The following is a 16,134-nucleotide window of genomic DNA, read 5'->3' as shown; positions in this document are numbered from 1 at the left end:
CTATTCGTCTTTTGCGCTGGTTTCCAGTCGCAAGAACGTCTTGCGATAGTGCGCCAACTCATCCACGGATTCGTGAATGTCGTCCAGGGCCTTGTGGGTGTTACGCTTCTCGAAGCCTTTCAATGCCTGTGGATTCCAGCGCTTGGCCAGCTCCTTGACCGTGGAGACATCCAGGTTGCGATAGTGAAAGAAATCCTGCAATTCCGGCATTTCACGTTCGAGAAACCGCCGATCCTGATGCACGCTGTTACCGCAGACCGGTGAGCTGCCGGGCACGACGTAGGCCTTCAAGAATTCAAGCGTCTTGCGCTGCGCGTCGGCGGTATCGCTTTCGCTGGCCTTGACTCGCGCCACCAGCCCGGACTCGCCGTGGGTCTTGGTATTCCAGCTGTCCATGGCCTCAAGCAGGCTATCCGGCTGCTTGACGGCAATCACCGGTCCTTCCGCGATCAGTTTGAGATCGTTGTCCGTAATCAGTGTCGCCACCTCGATGATGCGCTCCTTGTTGGGATCGAGGCCGGTCATTTCCAGATCGATCCAGACCAGCAGATCCTTGCGCGGGGTGATGGCGTGTTCAAACATGTAGTGGCTCCGTGTGGAAGTAGTTAAGGCGAGAACCCGATTCGACGATTAGAATGAGCCATTGTACGCCCAGCAGAGGTTACATGAGCAAACGCAAGTTATCGCGTCAGCAGCGCTGGCGAATCGAGAAGATACAGGCTGAACGCACTGCCCGGGCCAGTAAACAGGCCGTGCGGGAGACCGAGTCCCTGGAAGCCGGCGAGTACGGCCCTGAAGTGGCCGGACGGGTGATCGCCCATTTCGGCCGCACTCTGGACGTTCAGTCCGCGGATGCCACCCTGCATCGCTGCCATGTGCGGGCCAATCTCGAGAGTCTGGTTACCGGGGATCGGGTCATCTGGCGCGAGGCCCAGGATGGCAGTGGCGTCATCGTCGCCCGGGATTCCCGGGACAACGTGCTAGAACGTCCGGACCCTTATCATCAGCTCAAGCCCGTCGCCGCCAACATCGATCAGATCCTCATCGTCTTCGCCGTCGAGCCGGCGCCCTTTGCCAATCTCATCGACCGCTATCTGGTGGCCGCCGAGGCTACCGGCATCACGCCGGTTCTGGTACTCAACAAGACTGATCTGCTACCGGAAGATGGCGGCGAGCTCGGCGCCCTGCTCACCCATTACGAACGTTTGGGTTATACGGTGGTGCGGGCCACAACTCAGCGCGACGATGGTCTGGATGCCCTGCATGAACGGCTCACGGATCGCACCTCGGTATTCGTCGGACAAAGCGGTGTGGGCAAATCGTCGCTTATCGATCGTCTGCTGCCGGACGAAGCCTTGCGTATCGGCGCGCTTTCGGAAGATTCCCGCAAAGGTACCCATACCACCACCACCGCGCGTCTTTACGCCCTTCCCGGCGGCGGCGAGCTGATCGATTCACCGGGTATTCGTGAATTCGGGCTCGTGCACCTCGATGAGCAGCAGGTCGCCGAGGGCTTCATCGAATTTCGCGATCTGCTCGGCCACTGTCGTTTCCGCGACTGCCGCCATCGCAACGAGCCCGGCTGCGCCCTGATCGATGCGGTGGAGCGTGGCGACGTTTCCCGGCAGCGCTTCGCCAGCTATCGCCGCATTCTCGAGAGCCTCAAGTCGCGCTAATTGGTCGCCGGGAGACGTAAAGCTATGTCATCATCTAAGCATCCCCGCTTGAGCAAGGAGTGAGCGTCATGCGTTCCGAAACGAACCTGTTACCGCTGATCGTCGAGCCGGAGCAACTCGCTGAACATCTGGACGACCCCCAGCTGTTGATCATCGATGTGCCACTCAAGGCAGAAAGCTACAAAACGGGCCATGTGCCCGGCGCCATTTTTCTCGATCATCGCCGATTGATGCTGGGTCAGGGCGACGTTCCCAACGATGTACCCGGCGACGAAGCCCTTTCCGAGCTGTTCTCGTCTTTGGGGCTGACCCGTGACACCCACGTGGTGGCCTACGACGACGAAGGCGGTGGCTGGGCAGGCCGACTGCTCTGGACGCTGGAGCTGATCGGGCACACTCGCTACTCCTATCTCAATGGCGGCATCCACGCCTGGCGCGCGGATGATCAGCCCGAATCGACGGAGGCCTCACAACCCAAACCCAGCGACTATCAAGCGGAAATTCTCAATCCCGGGGTCATGATCGAACGGGATGAGCTGGTCGAACGTTTGAGCGATAAAGGATTCGCCATCTGGGACGCGCGTGCGCCTCAGGAGTATCGCGGCGAAAAAGGTCAGAACAAGCATCTCGGCCATATTCCCGGCGCGGTCAATATGGAGTGGACCGAGGCCATGGACCCGGAACGTAACCTGCGCATTCGCGACTATGCGGAACTGGTGACGACCCTAGAGGCCCAAGGATTGACCCCGGACATGGAAGTCGTCACGCATTGCCAGAGCCATCATCGTAGTGGCTTCACCTGGCTGGTGGGCAAGGCTCTGGGGTTCGAGAAGATTCGCGGTTATGCGGGCTCCTGGCAGGAGTGGGGCAATCGCGACGACACCCCGATCGAGAAGTAATCCTGAGGAACATGCTTGCCTGCAGACGTTCATCGCGACGCGCAAGAACGAAACCCTGACATTGCAGATGCCGGCTTGCGTGTCGGCGTGGAACAAGATCCCTCTTGCCACGCCTCGATCGACATCCCTGTCGATCGCCACGCGCCGCCATCTGAATGTCAGCGTACTTGCTAATGTCGCTCTAAACGCTGCAGCCAGCAGCAGCCTACAAAGACTGGAAACCGATACTTGTGACTCAAGACAAACTCTTTTCTCTCATTCAATACCCCCTGCCCCATCACTTGATCTCGCGCCTGGCGGGCACACTGGCGGACTCCCGCACTCCGTGGTTGAAGAACATGATGATCAAGCGCTTCATCAGCACTTATGGGGTCGACATGGGGGAGGCACAACAACCTGACCCTACCGCCTACGCCTGCTTCAACGACTTCTTTACCCGAGCGCTTAAAAGCGATGCGCGCCCCATCGGCGATGGTATCGTCTCTCCCGCGGATGGCTTTCTGTCCCAGTTCGGGGACGTCGAGAATGGCACGCTGATTCAGGCAAAGGGCCAGACCTATTCCGTAGCCTCGCTGCTTGGCGGCGACGATCAGCGTGCCGCACCGTTCCAACAGGGAAGTTTTGCCACGGTCTATCTTTCCCCCAAGGACTACCACCGGGTACACATGCCGGTGACCGGCACCCTGCGGGAAATGATCTATGTGCCGGGGCGTCTTTTCTCGGTCAACCTGGCTACCGCAGATCAGGTATCGGGGCTGTTTGCCCGCAACGAGCGCCTGGTCTGCATGTTCGATACCGATCGCGGCCCCATGGCCATGGTACTGGTAGGCGCCATGATCGTTGCAGCCATCGAAACGGTCTGGGCAGGTCAGATCACGCCCTTGTCGAAGCAGATTCAGACGACCCGCTTCGATACGCCCATCGAGCTTGCCAAGGGTGCGGAGATGGGCCGTTTCAAGCTCGGTTCCACGGTCATTCTGTGCTTCTCCGACAGGGTCGCCTTTCGTGAAGGGCTGGGTGTGGATGAAAGCCCGATGCGCATGGGCAAGACACTAGGCGATTTTATCAGCCGCAGCTAGCTAGAAAGGACTCATTAAATGCCGATCAGACGCTTGAAGACAGCATGTGCGGTAGCAATACTCTTCATTGCAGTGACTGGAAATGCTAACGCCGCTGACGACAAGTTGAAGGTGGTGACCACCTTCACCGTATTGGCTGAAATGGCGCAAAACGTGGCGGGCGATCGCGCGGAAGTGGTGTCGATCACCAAACCCGGGGCAGAAATTCACGGCTACGAACCGACTCCTCAGGATATCGTTCGCGCTCACGGAGCGGACCTGATCCTATGGAACGGGCTGAATCTCGAGCTATGGTTCGAGCAGTTTCTGACCAATCTTGGCGACATGCCCTCGGTAACCTTGACTGAGGGCATTGAATCGATTTCGATTACCCAAGGCGCCTATGAAGGTCAGGCCAATCCGCATGCCTGGATGGGTCTCGATAACGCCATGGTCTACGTCGACAACATCGCCGCGGCGTTTGCAAAGTACGACCCGGATAATGCGGAGGCCTATAGAGACAATGCCGACGCTTACAAAAACGAGATTCGTAGCACGATCGAACCCTTGCGCAGGCAAATCGCTCGGATACCGGAAGACAAACGCTGGCTCGTTACCTGCGAAGGCGCCTTCAGCTACCTGGCTCGGGATTTTGATATGAAGGAACTCTATCTCTGGCCGATGAACGCGGATCAGATCGGCACACCTCAGCAGGTACGCAGCGTCATCGACGGCGTGGTGGAAAACAATATTCCCGTCGTGTTCTGCGAAAGCACCGTCAACACCTCCCCGGCCAAGCAGGTGGCGCGGGAAACCGGTGCTGCCTATGGCGGTGTGCTTTATGTGGACAGTCTCAGTAAGCCCGGTGGCCCGGTACCGACTTATATCGATCTATTACGCGTCACATCCCAGACAGTCGCGGACGGATTGAAGAAAAACATGAATCGGTAGTTATAACAGGTAGCTACGATAGGAGACCCCGTTTTTGCACGCATCGAAGCAAACGCAGATTCAGTCTGAAGACAGCAGCGGAGGCATCCTGGCACAGGATGTGACAGTCACCTACCGCAATGGACATACTGCATTACATAACGCTAGCTTCGAGATTCCGCGCGGCACCATCACGGCTCTGGTGGGTGTCAACGGCGCGGGCAAGTCGACGCTGTTCAAGGCGATCATGGGGTTCTTGCCTTTGGCAAGAGGTGACATCCGCTTACTCGATCGAACGGTAAAGGACGCCCTGCGAGAGAATCTCGTTGCCTACGTGCCGCAATCCGAGGAGGTCGACTGGGCGTTTCCGGTACTCGTCGAAGATGTGGTGATGATGGGCCGCTACGGCCACATGGGCTTTCTGCGCCGTCCCCGGCGGGCCGATCATGCTGCCGTCGATAAAGCTCTCGAGCGCGTGAACATGAGCGACTTTAGCCAGCGCCAGATCGGCGAGCTTTCCGGAGGGCAGCGCAAGCGGGTTTTTCTGGCCCGGGCACTTGCCCAGGAAGGGCGCGTGATCCTGCTTGACGAACCCTTCACCGGCGTCGATGTGAAAACGGAAGATCAGATCGTGGCACTGCTGCGGGAGCTACGCGACGAGGGCCGGGTGATGCTGGTATCGACCCACAACCTGGGTTCCGTATCGGATTTCTGTGACCGCACCGTTCTAGTCAAGGGCACGGTACTGGCCTCTGGCCCCACGGAAACCACCTTTACCCGAGAGAACCTCGAGCTTGCCTTTGGCGGTGTACTGCGTCACTTCACTCTCGGCGGCACCGATCTGCACGATGACGACGACCCGCGAGAAGTGCGTATCATCACCGACGACGAGCGTCCCTTCGTGCAATACGGCGATAGCCGCGACCCAAAGAGCAGCATTAAGACGATACCCAGCACGGCCAGACAAGGCTCTCTTCCCGATGAGAGCAGCAAGGCAGACAAGTCGTGATCGACACTCTGCTCGAACCGTTCAATTATGGCTACATGAACAATGCCATGTGGGTGTCCGCTCTCGTTGGCGGGGTCTGCGCCTTTCTTTCATCCTATCTCATGCTCAAGGGCTGGTCGCTGATCGGTGACGCGCTGTCGCATTCCGTGGTACCCGGCGTCGCAGGCGCCTATATCTTCGGTCTGCCCTTTGCACTCGGCGCCTTCATTGCCGGTGGTCTCGCGGCAGGGGCGATGCTGTTCTTGTCCGGACGCTCGGGGCTCAAGATCGATGTCATCATAGGCATCATCTACACATCGTTCTTTGGGTTGGGGCTGTTCATGATCTCCCTAGACCCGATGGCGGTCAGTATCCAGACGATCATCATGGGCAATATCCTGGCCATCACCCCGGAAGATACCCTACAGCTCGCCATCATCGGCTTCGTCTGCCTGGCGGTTCTGCTGGCCAAATGGAAGGATCTGATGGTGGTGTTCTTCGATGAGAACCACGCGCGCTCCATCGGTCTGCGCCCGGACATGCTGCGAGTGATCTTCTTCGCCCTGCTCTCCGCGGCTATCGTGGCGGCAATGATCACCGTTGGCGCCTTTCTCGTCATTGCCATGGTGGTAACCCCAGGCGCCACGGCCTATCTGCTGTGCGACCGCTTCCCTCGTCTCATTGCGCTTTCAGTGTTGATCGGCACCGCGACCAGCTTCGTCGGGGCCTATGCAAGCTATTTCCTCGATGGGGCAACCGGGGGCATCATCGTCATCCTGCAAACCCTTATCTTCCTCGTTGCGTTCGTCTTCGCACCGAAGCATGGTCTGCTCGCTGCCAGACGCAAGGCAGCCAAGGCGTTGGAGCCGTCATTTGACGCCGAGTCGGCCTCCGTCAGGGAAACCCACCGATGACCCTCGATGCGTTACTGATGCCCTTTCAGTTTCCCTTCATGCAGAACGCCTTCTGGATCGTGCTGTTGGTCGCGCCGCCCACGGCCCTGCTGTCTTGCTTTCTGGTACTCAAGGGCTGGGCGCTGATGGGCGACGCGGTCAGCCATGCCACGCTTCCGGGCATCGTGCTGGCCTGGATTCTTGGACTACCGCTGATCATCGGTGCTTTCGTCGCCGGCATGGCGTGCGCCCTCGCCACCGGATACTTGTCTCACAACAGCCGTATCAAACAGGACACGGTCATGGGGGTGGTGTTTTCCGGCATGTTCGGACTGGGCATCGTCATGTACACCTCAATCCATACCAACGAACACCTCGATCATGTCCTGTTCGGTAACATGCTTGGTGTCGGCAGCCGGGATCTCTGGACCTCCGGCCTGATTGCCGTCATTGTCTCGGGGCTTTTACTGTTGAAGTGGAAGGACCTGTTGTTGCACGCCTTCGATCCAGCCCAGGCCCAGGCGGTAGGACTCAACACCAAGCTCTTACATTACGGCCTGCTGGCGAGCCTTTCGCTGACCATCGTGGCCACCCTGAGTTCCGTAGGCCTGATTCTCGCCGTGGCGCTGCTCGTCACACCCGGTGCCATCGCGTTTCTGGTCGTGCGCAGCTTTGGCCCCATGCTGGTTGTTTCCGTGATAATTTGCACGATCTCGATGCTCGCGGGCACCTATGCGAGCTTCTTTCTCGACAGCGCCCCTGCGCCGACGATCGTATTGATCCTGACGGGGCTGTTCATCCTGGCGTTCATCTATCGCTTGGGGGTCACTCGCAGGAGTTCACGACGCCTCACAGCTCGCTAGCGTTCTTTTCAGGCGACCGGCGTGGCGAACGCCATGACCTCCGCCACGCGCTGCTTACCCAACGCCAATTGAATCAGCCGGTCGACGCCCAACGCCACACCACTTGCATCCGGCATACCGGCGTTTAACGCAGCCACCAGCCGCTCATCGACATCGACGAGTGGTTTGCCCATATTCTCACGCTCGATGTTGTCCGCGGTGAAACGCCGGGCCTGTTCATCGGCATCCGTGAGTTCGTCATAGCCGTTGGCCAGTTCCAGGCCTTGCACATAGACCTCGAAGCGCGCCGCCACCTCGGTGCCGTCCTCGGAATCGCGATGCTTGCGCGCCAGCGCTGCCTGACTGGCCGGGTAGTCGATTACCACGTCGATGACCCCCTGCCCCAAAGTCGGCTCGATGACCTGGCTCATCAGCAAGTCCAGGCAGTCGTCGCGGGGGCTACCCATCATATCCAGAGCGCCTTTCTCGCTCGCTAGGCGTTGCAGTTCACTCAGCGGCGCGGTGAAAGGATCTACTCCCAGAGGGTCGCAAAACAGCTCTCGATAGCGCCTTAATCGTCTGGACCCCGCGTAAGGCAGCAGCAGATGAATCAGCGCCTCGGTTTCGTCGATAAGATCCTCCAGCGAGAATCCCGGTCGATACCACTCGAGCATGGTGAACTCGATATTGTGTCGCCGCCCCATCTCGCCGTCGCGAAAGCTGCGCGCCAGCTGGAAGATCGGCCCGCTGCCGGCTGCCAGCAGGCGCTTCATGTGGAACTCCGGGGAGGTCTGCAGCCACAGTGGTTCACGACCTGCCGGTGTATTGGCGGTCAACGATAGCGAATCGAGATGCAGGTCGGTGCTACCGCCATGCCCAAGCACCGGGGTTTCCACTTCCAATACACCGCGCTCGGCGAAGAAATTGCGAATATCGGCGATACAACGCGCCCGCTCGCGCAGCGACTCGATAGTGGCGGTGGGCTGCCAGTTGATTTCATCCATTAGAAGTTCCAATCTAGCAAAAAAACGCCGAGCGCTAAGCTCGGCGTTTCAATATGCTGAAAATCCTGCTTCGAGCGAAGATCAGGGAAGGCGAATTTTGGCGAAGCAGCGGAGTTTACTTTAGTAAATGAGCATGCTGAGCCAGAATTCAACGACGCATGATCTAGCGCAGAAAGGATTTAGGCGCGAGAGACGTATTCACCGCTCCTCGTATCAACTTTCAACACCTCACCCTGGTTGATGAACAGCGGCACCTTGACCACCGCCCCAGAGGAGAGCGTTGCCGGCTTGGAGCCACCCTGAGCGGTATCGCCCTTCAGCCCTGGATCGGTCTCGGTGACTTCGAGTTCGATGAAGTTGGGGGGCGTCACACTAATGACATTGTCGTTCCACAAGGTAACGGTATAAGCGACCTGCTCCTTGAGCCATTTTTCGGTATCGCCTAGCGCCTTCTTGGCGACCGGATACTGCTCGAAAGAGCCATCGGTACGCATGAAGTACCACATATCGCCGTCGTTGTAGAGATATTCCATCTCGAGATCGAGCACATCGGCGCCTTCCAGGGATTCGCCGGACTTGAAAGTGCGCTCCCAGACGCGCCCGGTATTCAGGTTGCGCAGCTTGACCCGGTTGAATGCCTGGCCCTTACCGGGTTTGACGAATTCGTTCTCGACGATGTTACAGGGGTCGCCATCCAGCATCACCTTCAGACCGGCCTTGAATTCGTTGGTAGAATAGTTCGCCATGCTTCCTCGCTAATGATCTTGACGCGGCAGGCTAGTTCGGTACCGCGCAAATGAACTCGATTTTGGTGCACAGATGATAACCCGAAGCCCGGCCAGTTTGCAGCGCGTTATTCCCGCGACCATAGAGAAGGGCGATTCGAGCTGGCAAGCGCAGCTCAGTGGCGCGCTGCGCGATCCACGTGTTCTTCTTTCGCGCCTGAAGCTGGACGAAGCGCTGCTGCCGGGTGCCGAGGCCGGTCATGCGCTGTTCGAGGTACGCGTTCCCGCCGCTTACCTTGCACGTATTCGCCCCGGTGACCCGAATGATCCGCTACTGCGCCAGATACTGCCCTTGAGCGCTGAAAGCGACACCGTGCAAGGTTTTGTCAGCGATCCCCTGGAAGAAGCCGAGCATACACCCCACCCAGGGCTGATTCATAAGTACGCCGGGCGGGTTCTGTTGATTGCGAGCCCTATTTGCGCCATCAACTGCCGCTACTGTTTTCGGCGTCATTTCCCCTACGGTGAGAATTCGCCGTCCAGAGCACAGTGGAACGACGCCCTGAATTACATGAGAAATGATACGTCTATCCAGGAAGCGATCCTCTCCGGCGGCGATCCGCTGGCTTCAAGTGACAAGCGCCTGTCCTGGCTGGTGAAGCGCCTGGAGGAGATACCTCATCTCAAACGGTTGCGCATTCATACTCGTCTGCCGGTTGTGATCCCGGACCGGATCGACGGCACCCTGCTCGACTGGCTTGGCGCGACCCGGCTGCAGAAAGTCATGGTGTTGCACATCAACCATGCCAACGAGATCGACGATGCGGTCATCAAAGCCTGCGCTCGTCTGCAATCGATCGGCGTGACCCTGCTCAACCAGAGCGTGCTGCTACGCGGAGTGAACGACAGTGTCGAGGCCCTGGCAGCGCTTTCCGAACGGCTATTCGAGGCTGGCATCCTGCCCTACTACCTGCACGTGCTCGACCCAGTGAGCGGTGCTGCACACTTCGATGCGCCGGACGACGAAGCAGTTATCTTGGTGGAGGCACTCCGCGAGCGCTTGGCAGGCTTCTTGATGCCACGGCTAGTGCGAGAAGTTCCGGGAGAGAAGAGCAAGTCGCCGTTGTCGTTACGCAGTCCTTGAGACTAATAGGTGATTACTTTTCTCTTATGTGAAGGCGAATACCGACTACTATTTAGCCGTGGGACCAATGAACTTGTATGAATCAACTGTAACAAGGAACCGACGACATGGAAGATTATCGATCCAATAGAACAGACAAGGACGCCTCGTCTTTGCGACGCATTTCATGGGGGGCCATTCTAGCGGGTGTTGTCATCGCCCTGGTGATTCAACTATTGCTCAACATGCTTGGACTTTCCCTTGGTGCAGGCGTCGTTGATCCAGCCACAGAGAAAAACCCGTTGAGCGGTATTGGTATGGGAGCAGGGATATGGCTTGCCATCAGCAGCTTGATCGCTTTGTTCGCCGGTGGCTGGGTGGCAGGACGCCTAGCGGGCATGCCGCAAACCATCGACGGTATCATACACGGTGCCGTGACCTGGGGTTTGATGACGCTATTGACCTTCTGGCTCATGGGTTCGGCAGTGGGTAACGTGCTTAGTGCGACTACCAGTGTGATCGGTCAAGGCTTTTCCCTGGCGGCACAAGGTGTTTCAGAATTGGCCCCGGAAGCCAAACAAGCCGCAAAGCAGGCACTTCAACAGCAAGACACAAGCTTCCAGAGTATCAAACAAGAAGCTCGACAGATGCTGCAGCAGACTGATACCCAGGATCTACAGCCAGGTGAACTACGTGAAGAAGGCCAAGAGGCAGCGCAGACCGCTCAGCAGACCGCAAAGGATATTGCGAAAACGCCCGGAGACGCCATCAGCGATATCGATCAATCCCTTGATAAAATGTTTTCGTCGCTGCAGCAAACGGCTCAGGAAGTAGATCCCGAAGCCTTGGCCAGCGTCATCGCGGATCGTACCAATAAAAGCCCCGAGGAAGCTAAAAATATCGCCAATCGCTGGATACAACAGTCGCAGAAGGCAGTTAATCAGGCCCAGGAGGCTGCGAAGCAAGCCAAGCAAAAAGCCATTCAGGCAAGTGACGCTATGGCATCCGCCATTTCCTCGGCGGCTCTGTGGGCCTCCATCGCCATGATCCTTGGTGCCATCGCAGCAGCTGTCGGCGGCATGATCGGAAGCCCGAAACACCTACCTGCCGCTGGCGTGCGTCACTGAAACGCGCGCTAATGATAGTCCTCGAATAGAAGTTTCTAAGTAGTAGTTCTTACACAGCCAGTCCCTGCAGACTATTCCACAGGGACTGGTTTGCAGAAGAGCTTCAGTCCTACAAAAGAACCTTGATTGCTTGCTATTATTCCCGACATCGAGAAACTCAAATCAAGTATTGGAGTCAGCGCTTGCAGCAGAATTGCTAGGGGATGTGGATGCAGTCTTGAAAATGGTCAATAGATCCTGGGCCTGCGTTGCGGCGTCACGCCCAAGGCCAGTGAGATAGCCGCCATCTGCCTGAGTCACCAGACCGCGCTCGTACAAACGCTGTGCCGCCTCTATCTTGGCGGGTTCGGCACTGGAGTGAACCTTGATGCCCTCCTGGGTCGTCGACAGATTGAATAGACAAAGCACGTTTAATTCTTCCAGTATTTCCTGGCTGTAGCGCATGACCACCTCGATGAGTCTAGGTTAGTGAAGACGTATACTTAATCTAGGCTAAAATTTCGAATTAAACCTCCTCTTCCGAACGAGTGCCGCGTCGTTTACTGATCGCCATTGGCCGGCATGCCGCTTTTCCATAGCGCAATCAGCGCCTCAGGTGTCTCTTCTTCATTCAAACTCAGAGACCACACGCAGAAATCGGGTTCTGCCGCATCCTGATGTTGTGGTTCTTCGACATGAACATGAAATACACGACGGTCGGCGCCGGGGGCGGGTGTATCGCTACTGGTGCGTGCTGCCAGATTCAGCACGTCTTCCAGCTCCCGACGCTGCTCATCCGTGCAATCGGCACATTGGATCTTGCGTGGCTTCATCAAGCCGGGGAAAGCTGCTACCCCGCCTTCACGACGAATGGCAACGACACTCTTCGTTTTCAACTGAGCTTTCTTCAGTTCGTCTGGCGATTTTTCATTCATGGGATCACCCCTACTGCCTGCCAGGCCTCGCGTATCACGGTGGACTCTCGGCTTCCGGAGCCAAAGCGGCGATCGGCGTTTTCAACGATCAATGCAGCGAAGGTGACAAAGTCGCTCTCAGGCATCAAGCGCGAATCCAGCAAGGTGTCATACCAGACGAGGCCGCAAGTCTCCCAAGCATACCCTCCCAGAGCCATAGCCGCTAAATAGAAAGCATGATTGGGAATGCCGGAGTTGATATGTACGCCACCGTTATCCTCTTCCGTCTCGACGAAATCGTTCATGTGCGAGGGCTGAGGATCCTTGCCTAGAACGGGATCGTCATAAGCCGTGCCCGGCGCCGCCATGGAGCGCAGCGCACGCCCCTGAACACGATCGGTCAGCAGCTCCGCGCCGATCAACCAATCCGCCTCAGCGGCCGTTTGTTCGAAATGATATTGCTCGGTTAGGCTGCCGAAGACATCCGCAAGGGATTCGTTGAGCGCCCCTGATTGATAGGTATAGACAAGCCCCGCTTCTCGTTCGATGACACCATGGGCCAGTTCATGGCCTACTACGTCCAGTGCTTTGGTGAACCGATTGAAGAACTCGCCGTCACCGTCGCCGAACACCATCTGGGCGCCATTCCAGAAGGCGTTTTCATAATCCCGACCATAGTGCACCGTGCCCAGTAGCGGCATACCCTGGTTATCGATGGAGTTGCGCTGCAGCGCATCCCAGAAAAAACGATAGGTCACCCCGAGCCAGCGATAGGCTTCATCGACGGCAGGATCCCCGGTCTCATCCTGGCCTTCTTCTCGCACCAGGGTTCCGGGCAGTACCTCTTGATACTCGGCAGAGTAGATATAGCGGGCTGCTTGGCCGGGTTGCGGGCTGCCCAGGGGCATGGCCATTGCACTGGCGACATCCGGCTTTCGCTGGTCGCGAAAGTAACGATCCATTTCAAGAGTTCGCTGAACACGGCTCTGAAGTTGCGTATCGCTTCGAGATGAAGCGATACGTTCGAGAATGAAGGGTGGCATGAACCCGGGACGGAGTGAGTTAACTTTCGGCTTACTCATCAGCATGATCCTCGTGGCAAACAATCGATACGGCTCTCTGCGCCGACTATTCATTTCGATGCGACTCAACGTCATCCTCGAGAGTTCCCATGCTTTTTTACTGCTGGCTCTTACTACTTATTCTTTCCTTTATTGCAACAGGGCTGAGAGGGTGCTTATTTGACTTATTGCTGCGGCAGCAACTCCGGGGCCGGCGCTTTCAACAAGGTCTCGATAGCGCCTAAGGATGCAACGTCCCTTCCCTTGTATATTTGAGGCGTAGGGCTGATTACGGCGATCTGCGATGGCGCCCCATTCTCATCGAGACGCTGAATCCAGCCATGCACTCCAGTCGAGAAACGTGCCAGGCTGCCGATGGGATATAACCCGAAGTGGCGAATGTAGCGCTGAACCCAGACGCTATCGTAAAGCGCATCATTGTTCAGCAGGTGGCGATAGATCTCTTCTATTGACCAGACGGGACGATCCGGGCGTGGACGACTCATGGCGTCGATGGCATCGACCACCATGGCCATGCGACTCAAGGTCGAGAGGTCACCGCCCTTGAGTTGTCGTGGGTAGCCACTGCCATCGAGACGCTCATTGATCTCGCCGATGATGCTTTGAACGACCTGAGGTTCAAGCCAGCGGCAGTTTATCAGGCGTTCGCGAATCATCGCCACATGGGCAGCGAGCTGCTCGTGCTGCTGCTGATCGAAGCTCGAGCTTTCGAGAAGACTATCGGGTAATAGTACCTTGCCAAGACCGTGCACCATGGCCGTGGCGACAACGGCCTTGAGCAACTTGCGAGGTATATCCCGGGAGCCGGACAGATCCGCGAGGCGAATCGCGACGCTCAAGCCATGCTGCACCGGCAAGGGATCGCGGTGCAGGCAAACGATAGCGAACAGCAAGGCCTCACGATTCTCTTCGAGCAGGCTCAACAGCTTGTCGCTGTGGCTGGATAACAGCGTGCTGTCGATCGTCTCACCCTGTTGCAGCTGGACCATCTGACCATTGAGATAGTCGGCTATCTTGGCAAGACGGCGAGCCATAGGCGTCGCATATTCCGCCCGAGGCCGCCGAGAAGGCGGCGCTTGAGTCTGCCTTGAGCCTGTCTGAAAAAGTGTTGAAGGACTCAAGGAGTCATCCATCGACGAGGCAGACTTGCGCGCCCTTTCCCGCTCGATCTCCTTGACCAGAAACCAGATCAAACGTTCGAATTTCGGTGTCATCATGCTGAATTCACAGCCAATGAGCGCACGCTTCCAGTTGCTATCCGTATGCACATGCCGAATTTCGCTACGGATGGCGAAATTTTCCCCATTAGGGAAGACTGCTTCGAGACGAGACAATATCTGGCCCGAGCGCAACTTGGTTGCATCACTCAAGGGAATTTCAAGCAGACACCCCCCCAAGGAAAGATTCGATAATCTACCGGCCAGCGGCGTTTTCTGCCCTTCAATATCGATAGTCACGGCAACCTTCATGCTCGCATCCAGCTCGGCACGAAAGGCATTGCGCCGATGCCAGACATCGAGCCTATCCGGGTATGCGCAGCCGAATCGTAGCCGCCCGGGCACGTCGTTGAGAGGTTCAGCAATCAAGGGTGGCGTCGTCACCATCGCGCCGTGGGCTTGCCCTGTCAGGCGAAAGGCGTGCTGGTCCGACAACGCGCCGGCAACGTCCGGTGACGCCGTCACATCGACGATCAGTTGCTCGCCGACAATCACATCCGCCAACAATACATTGGCCGGTGTCATCATCTGTTCATCGAAGGTCAGCAACACCGAACCGGGGTGACTCATCGCGTCCAGCAGCTTTTCCATCTCGCCGGCGTGCTCTACCCGAGAAGGCGCTTCATTCATCGTTTCCACTCTCTATTTCGTCCTGCAGATACCGACATACACTTTTATCCGCAGCTCGTCATGGCATTATTTCTGTTAGTCACGTCTTGCAGTACCCGGCATGTGCTTGTCTTGTAGATCGTCCTGGCGGTGCCCTAGCAGATACAGCACAGCATCCAATCCAAGCGTCGAAATCGATTGTCTGGCCTGACGCTGTACCAGCGGCTTGGCGCGGTAGGCGATGCCCTGCCCGGCAACCCCAAGCATCTTCAAATCGTTGGCCCCATCGCCTACGGCGACGGTCTGCTCCAGGCTCAGCCCCTCCCGCTCGGCGATATCCTGCAATAACATCGCCTTGCGCTCGGCATCGACAATCGGCTCCCGCACTTCTCCGGTCACTCGCCCATTTACGACTACCAGCTCGTTGGCGTGAATTTCATCGAAACCCAGCTTGTTCTGAAGATAGCGCGCAAAATAGCTAAACCCCCCGGACAGGATGACGGTGTAATAACCTAGTCGCTTGAGATGCCTCATCAAGCGCTCCACTCCATCCATCAGCGGCAGATTATCGGCGATCTCGAGGAGCACCTCTTCATCGAGCCCCTCGAGTTTCGCCATGCGTTCACGAAAACTCTGCTTAAAATCCAATTCGCCGCGCATGGCTCTCTCGGTAACCGCCGCCACTTCCTCAAACACACCGTTGCGACGCGCCAGCTCGTCAATGACCTCGGCCTTGATCAAAGTTGAATCCATATCGAAGCAGACCAGACGACGCTGATTGCGCCAGATGGAATCCTCCTGAACCGCGAGATCCACGCCCAGCAGAGCAGCCAACGCCAGCGCTTTCTCACGCAGGGATTCAATATCGACATTGTCGCCCTGCAGTCGAAATTCGATACAGGCGCCGTGAGGCGGCAACCCGCCTTCCGGCAACGCGCGACCGGCAAGCCAATCGCGCTGTTCGACGCTCAAGCCCTGATCAGCGATCAGTTCATCAACCTCAGTAATAACATCGGCAGAAAGGCGTGGTGCCAGTAGGGTCAGGATCAGCGTCTTTTGCGTCATGAG

The 16,134-nt window shown here is 57.3% G+C and carries 17 protein-coding genes; 9 read left to right on the top strand and 8 right to left on the bottom strand.

Annotated features, from left to right (window positions below; all coding sequences use genetic code 11):
- The gene (gene orn / locus H7850_RS13745) at positions 1-582 is read right to left on the bottom strand and encodes an oligoribonuclease (RefSeq protein ID WP_227370159.1); all 582 of its coding nucleotides are present in this window, start codon (positions 580-582) and stop codon (positions 1-3) included.
- Between the two features lie 83 nt (positions 583-665).
- Here orn and rsgA point away from each other — a divergent pair, with 83 nt between their 5' ends.
- The 7 genes from rsgA to H7850_RS13710 all read left to right on the top strand — a co-directional run bounded on the left by rsgA (position 666) and on the right by H7850_RS13710 (position 7,307).
- The gene (gene rsgA / locus H7850_RS13740) at positions 666-1,676 is read left to right on the top strand and encodes a small ribosomal subunit biogenesis GTPase RsgA (RefSeq protein WP_227370158.1); all 1,011 of its coding nucleotides are present in this window, start codon (positions 666-668) and stop codon (positions 1,674-1,676) included.
- A gap of 68 nt (positions 1,677-1,744) precedes the next feature.
- Positions 1,745-2,575 (top strand): sulfurtransferase, encoded by an 831-nt coding sequence (locus tag H7850_RS13735; RefSeq protein ID WP_227370157.1) that lies wholly within the window; start codon positions 1,745-1,747, stop codon positions 2,573-2,575.
- Between the two features lie 230 nt (positions 2,576-2,805).
- On the top strand, positions 2,806-3,654 hold the full coding sequence (gene asd / locus H7850_RS13730; protein WP_227370156.1) for an archaetidylserine decarboxylase: 849 nt from the start codon (positions 2,806-2,808) through the stop codon (positions 3,652-3,654).
- A gap of 18 nt (positions 3,655-3,672) precedes the next feature.
- Positions 3,673-4,584, top strand: coding sequence for a metal ABC transporter substrate-binding protein (locus H7850_RS13725; protein WP_227370155.1), 912 nt, complete (start codon positions 3,673-3,675; stop codon positions 4,582-4,584).
- A gap of 34 nt (positions 4,585-4,618) precedes the next feature.
- Entirely contained in the window at positions 4,619-5,572 is a 954-nt protein-coding gene (locus H7850_RS13720; protein ID WP_413614161.1) for a manganese/iron ABC transporter ATP-binding protein, read from the top strand.
- Positions 5,569-6,465 (top strand): metal ABC transporter permease, encoded by an 897-nt coding sequence (locus tag H7850_RS13715; protein WP_319799285.1) that lies wholly within the window; start codon positions 5,569-5,571, stop codon positions 6,463-6,465. The genes H7850_RS13720 and H7850_RS13715 overlap by 4 nt, the downstream gene beginning before the upstream one ends.
- The gene (locus H7850_RS13710) at positions 6,462-7,307 is read left to right on the top strand and encodes a metal ABC transporter permease (RefSeq protein ID WP_227370154.1); all 846 of its coding nucleotides are present in this window, start codon (positions 6,462-6,464) and stop codon (positions 7,305-7,307) included. Before H7850_RS13715 ends, H7850_RS13710 begins: the two co-directional genes overlap by 4 nt.
- An 8-nt stretch (positions 7,308-7,315) precedes the next feature.
- Here H7850_RS13710 and epmA read toward each other — a convergent pair whose 3' ends face one another.
- Positions 7,316-8,290 carry an EF-P lysine aminoacylase EpmA gene (gene epmA / locus H7850_RS13705; RefSeq protein WP_227370153.1) on the bottom strand — a complete coding sequence of 325 codons (975 nt, stop codon included), beginning with the start codon at positions 8,288-8,290 and terminating at the stop codon, positions 7,316-7,318.
- A gap of 179 nt (positions 8,291-8,469) precedes the next feature.
- Positions 8,470-9,036: an elongation factor P gene (efp, locus tag H7850_RS13700; RefSeq protein WP_227370152.1), complete on the bottom strand. Its 567-nt coding sequence runs from the start codon at positions 9,034-9,036 to the stop codon at positions 8,470-8,472.
- Between the two features lie 73 nt (positions 9,037-9,109).
- On the opposite strand from efp, the gene epmB reads away from it, so the two are divergent.
- Together epmB and H7850_RS13690 are read left to right on the top strand one after the other, a co-directional pair.
- On the top strand, positions 9,110-10,159 hold the full coding sequence (epmB, locus tag H7850_RS13695; protein WP_227370151.1) for an EF-P beta-lysylation protein EpmB: 1,050 nt from the start codon (positions 9,110-9,112) through the stop codon (positions 10,157-10,159).
- 107 nt (positions 10,160-10,266) lie between these two features.
- Complete coding sequence (locus H7850_RS13690) at positions 10,267-11,265, top strand: hypothetical protein (protein ID WP_227370150.1); 999 nt, start codon at positions 10,267-10,269, stop codon at positions 11,263-11,265.
- 162 nt (positions 11,266-11,427) lie between these two features.
- Here H7850_RS13690 and H7850_RS13685 read toward each other — a convergent pair whose 3' ends face one another.
- From H7850_RS13685 to serB, 5 genes are all read right to left on the bottom strand, one after another.
- Positions 11,428-11,709 carry a TIGR02647 family protein gene (locus tag H7850_RS13685; RefSeq protein WP_227370149.1) on the bottom strand — a complete coding sequence of 94 codons (282 nt, stop codon included), beginning with the start codon at positions 11,707-11,709 and terminating at the stop codon, positions 11,428-11,430.
- A gap of 95 nt (positions 11,710-11,804) precedes the next feature.
- Positions 11,805-12,179, bottom strand: a complete 375-nt coding sequence (locus H7850_RS13680; protein ID WP_227370148.1) for a protealysin inhibitor emfourin — start codon at positions 12,177-12,179, stop codon at positions 11,805-11,807.
- The gene (locus tag H7850_RS13675) at positions 12,176-13,240 is read right to left on the bottom strand and encodes a M4 family metallopeptidase (RefSeq protein WP_227370147.1); all 1,065 of its coding nucleotides are present in this window, start codon (positions 13,238-13,240) and stop codon (positions 12,176-12,178) included. Before H7850_RS13675 ends, H7850_RS13680 begins: the two co-directional genes overlap by 4 nt.
- A gap of 164 nt (positions 13,241-13,404) precedes the next feature.
- Positions 13,405-15,087, bottom strand: a complete 1,683-nt coding sequence (locus H7850_RS13670; RefSeq protein ID WP_227370146.1) for an HD domain-containing phosphohydrolase — start codon at positions 15,085-15,087, stop codon at positions 13,405-13,407.
- Between the two features lie 75 nt (positions 15,088-15,162).
- Positions 15,163-16,131 carry a phosphoserine phosphatase SerB gene (gene serB / locus H7850_RS13665; protein ID WP_227370145.1) on the bottom strand — a complete coding sequence of 323 codons (969 nt, stop codon included), beginning with the start codon at positions 16,129-16,131 and terminating at the stop codon, positions 15,163-15,165.
- Positions 16,132-16,134: the final 3 nt, after the last annotated feature.

Source organism: Halomonas sp. M20 (assembly GCF_020622265.1).
GTDB lineage: Bacteria > Pseudomonadota > Gammaproteobacteria > Pseudomonadales > Halomonadaceae > Modicisalibacter.
This window is presented reverse-complemented; position numbering and strand designations above follow the sequence as displayed.

Bases quoted from the DNA above. Each gene is read 5' to 3' on its own strand.
- H7850_RS13685 (WP_227370149.1), bottom strand. From the start codon at position 11,709: ATGCGCTACAGCCAGGAAATACTGGAAGAATTAAACGTGCTTTGTCTA.
- H7850_RS13725 (WP_227370155.1), top strand. From the start codon at position 3,673: ATGCCGATCAGACGCTTGAAGACAGCATGTGCGGTAGCAATACTCTTC.
- H7850_RS13675 (WP_227370147.1), bottom strand. From the start codon at position 13,240: ATGAGTAAGCCGAAAGTTAACTCACTCCGTCCCGGGTTCATGCCACCC.
- epmB (WP_227370151.1), top strand. From the start codon at position 9,110: ATGATAACCCGAAGCCCGGCCAGTTTGCAGCGCGTTATTCCCGCGACC.
- H7850_RS13670 (WP_227370146.1), bottom strand. From the start codon at position 15,087: ATGAATGAAGCGCCTTCTCGGGTAGAGCACGCCGGCGAGATGGAAAAG.
- orn (WP_227370159.1), bottom strand. From the start codon at position 582: ATGTTTGAACACGCCATCACCCCGCGCAAGGATCTGCTGGTCTGGATC.
- H7850_RS13690 (WP_227370150.1), top strand. From the start codon at position 10,267: ATGGAAGATTATCGATCCAATAGAACAGACAAGGACGCCTCGTCTTTG.
- rsgA (WP_227370158.1), top strand. From the start codon at position 666: ATGAGCAAACGCAAGTTATCGCGTCAGCAGCGCTGGCGAATCGAGAAG.
- H7850_RS13735 (WP_227370157.1), top strand. From the start codon at position 1,745: ATGCGTTCCGAAACGAACCTGTTACCGCTGATCGTCGAGCCGGAGCAA.
- efp (WP_227370152.1), bottom strand. From the start codon at position 9,036: ATGGCGAACTATTCTACCAACGAATTCAAGGCCGGTCTGAAGGTGATG.
- serB (WP_227370145.1), bottom strand. From the start codon at position 16,131: ATGACGCAAAAGACGCTGATCCTGACCCTACTGGCACCACGCCTTTCT.
- epmA (WP_227370153.1), bottom strand. From the start codon at position 8,290: ATGGATGAAATCAACTGGCAGCCCACCGCCACTATCGAGTCGCTGCGC.
- H7850_RS13680 (WP_227370148.1), bottom strand. From the start codon at position 12,179: ATGAATGAAAAATCGCCAGACGAACTGAAGAAAGCTCAGTTGAAAACG.
- H7850_RS13710 (WP_227370154.1), top strand. From the start codon at position 6,462: ATGACCCTCGATGCGTTACTGATGCCCTTTCAGTTTCCCTTCATGCAG.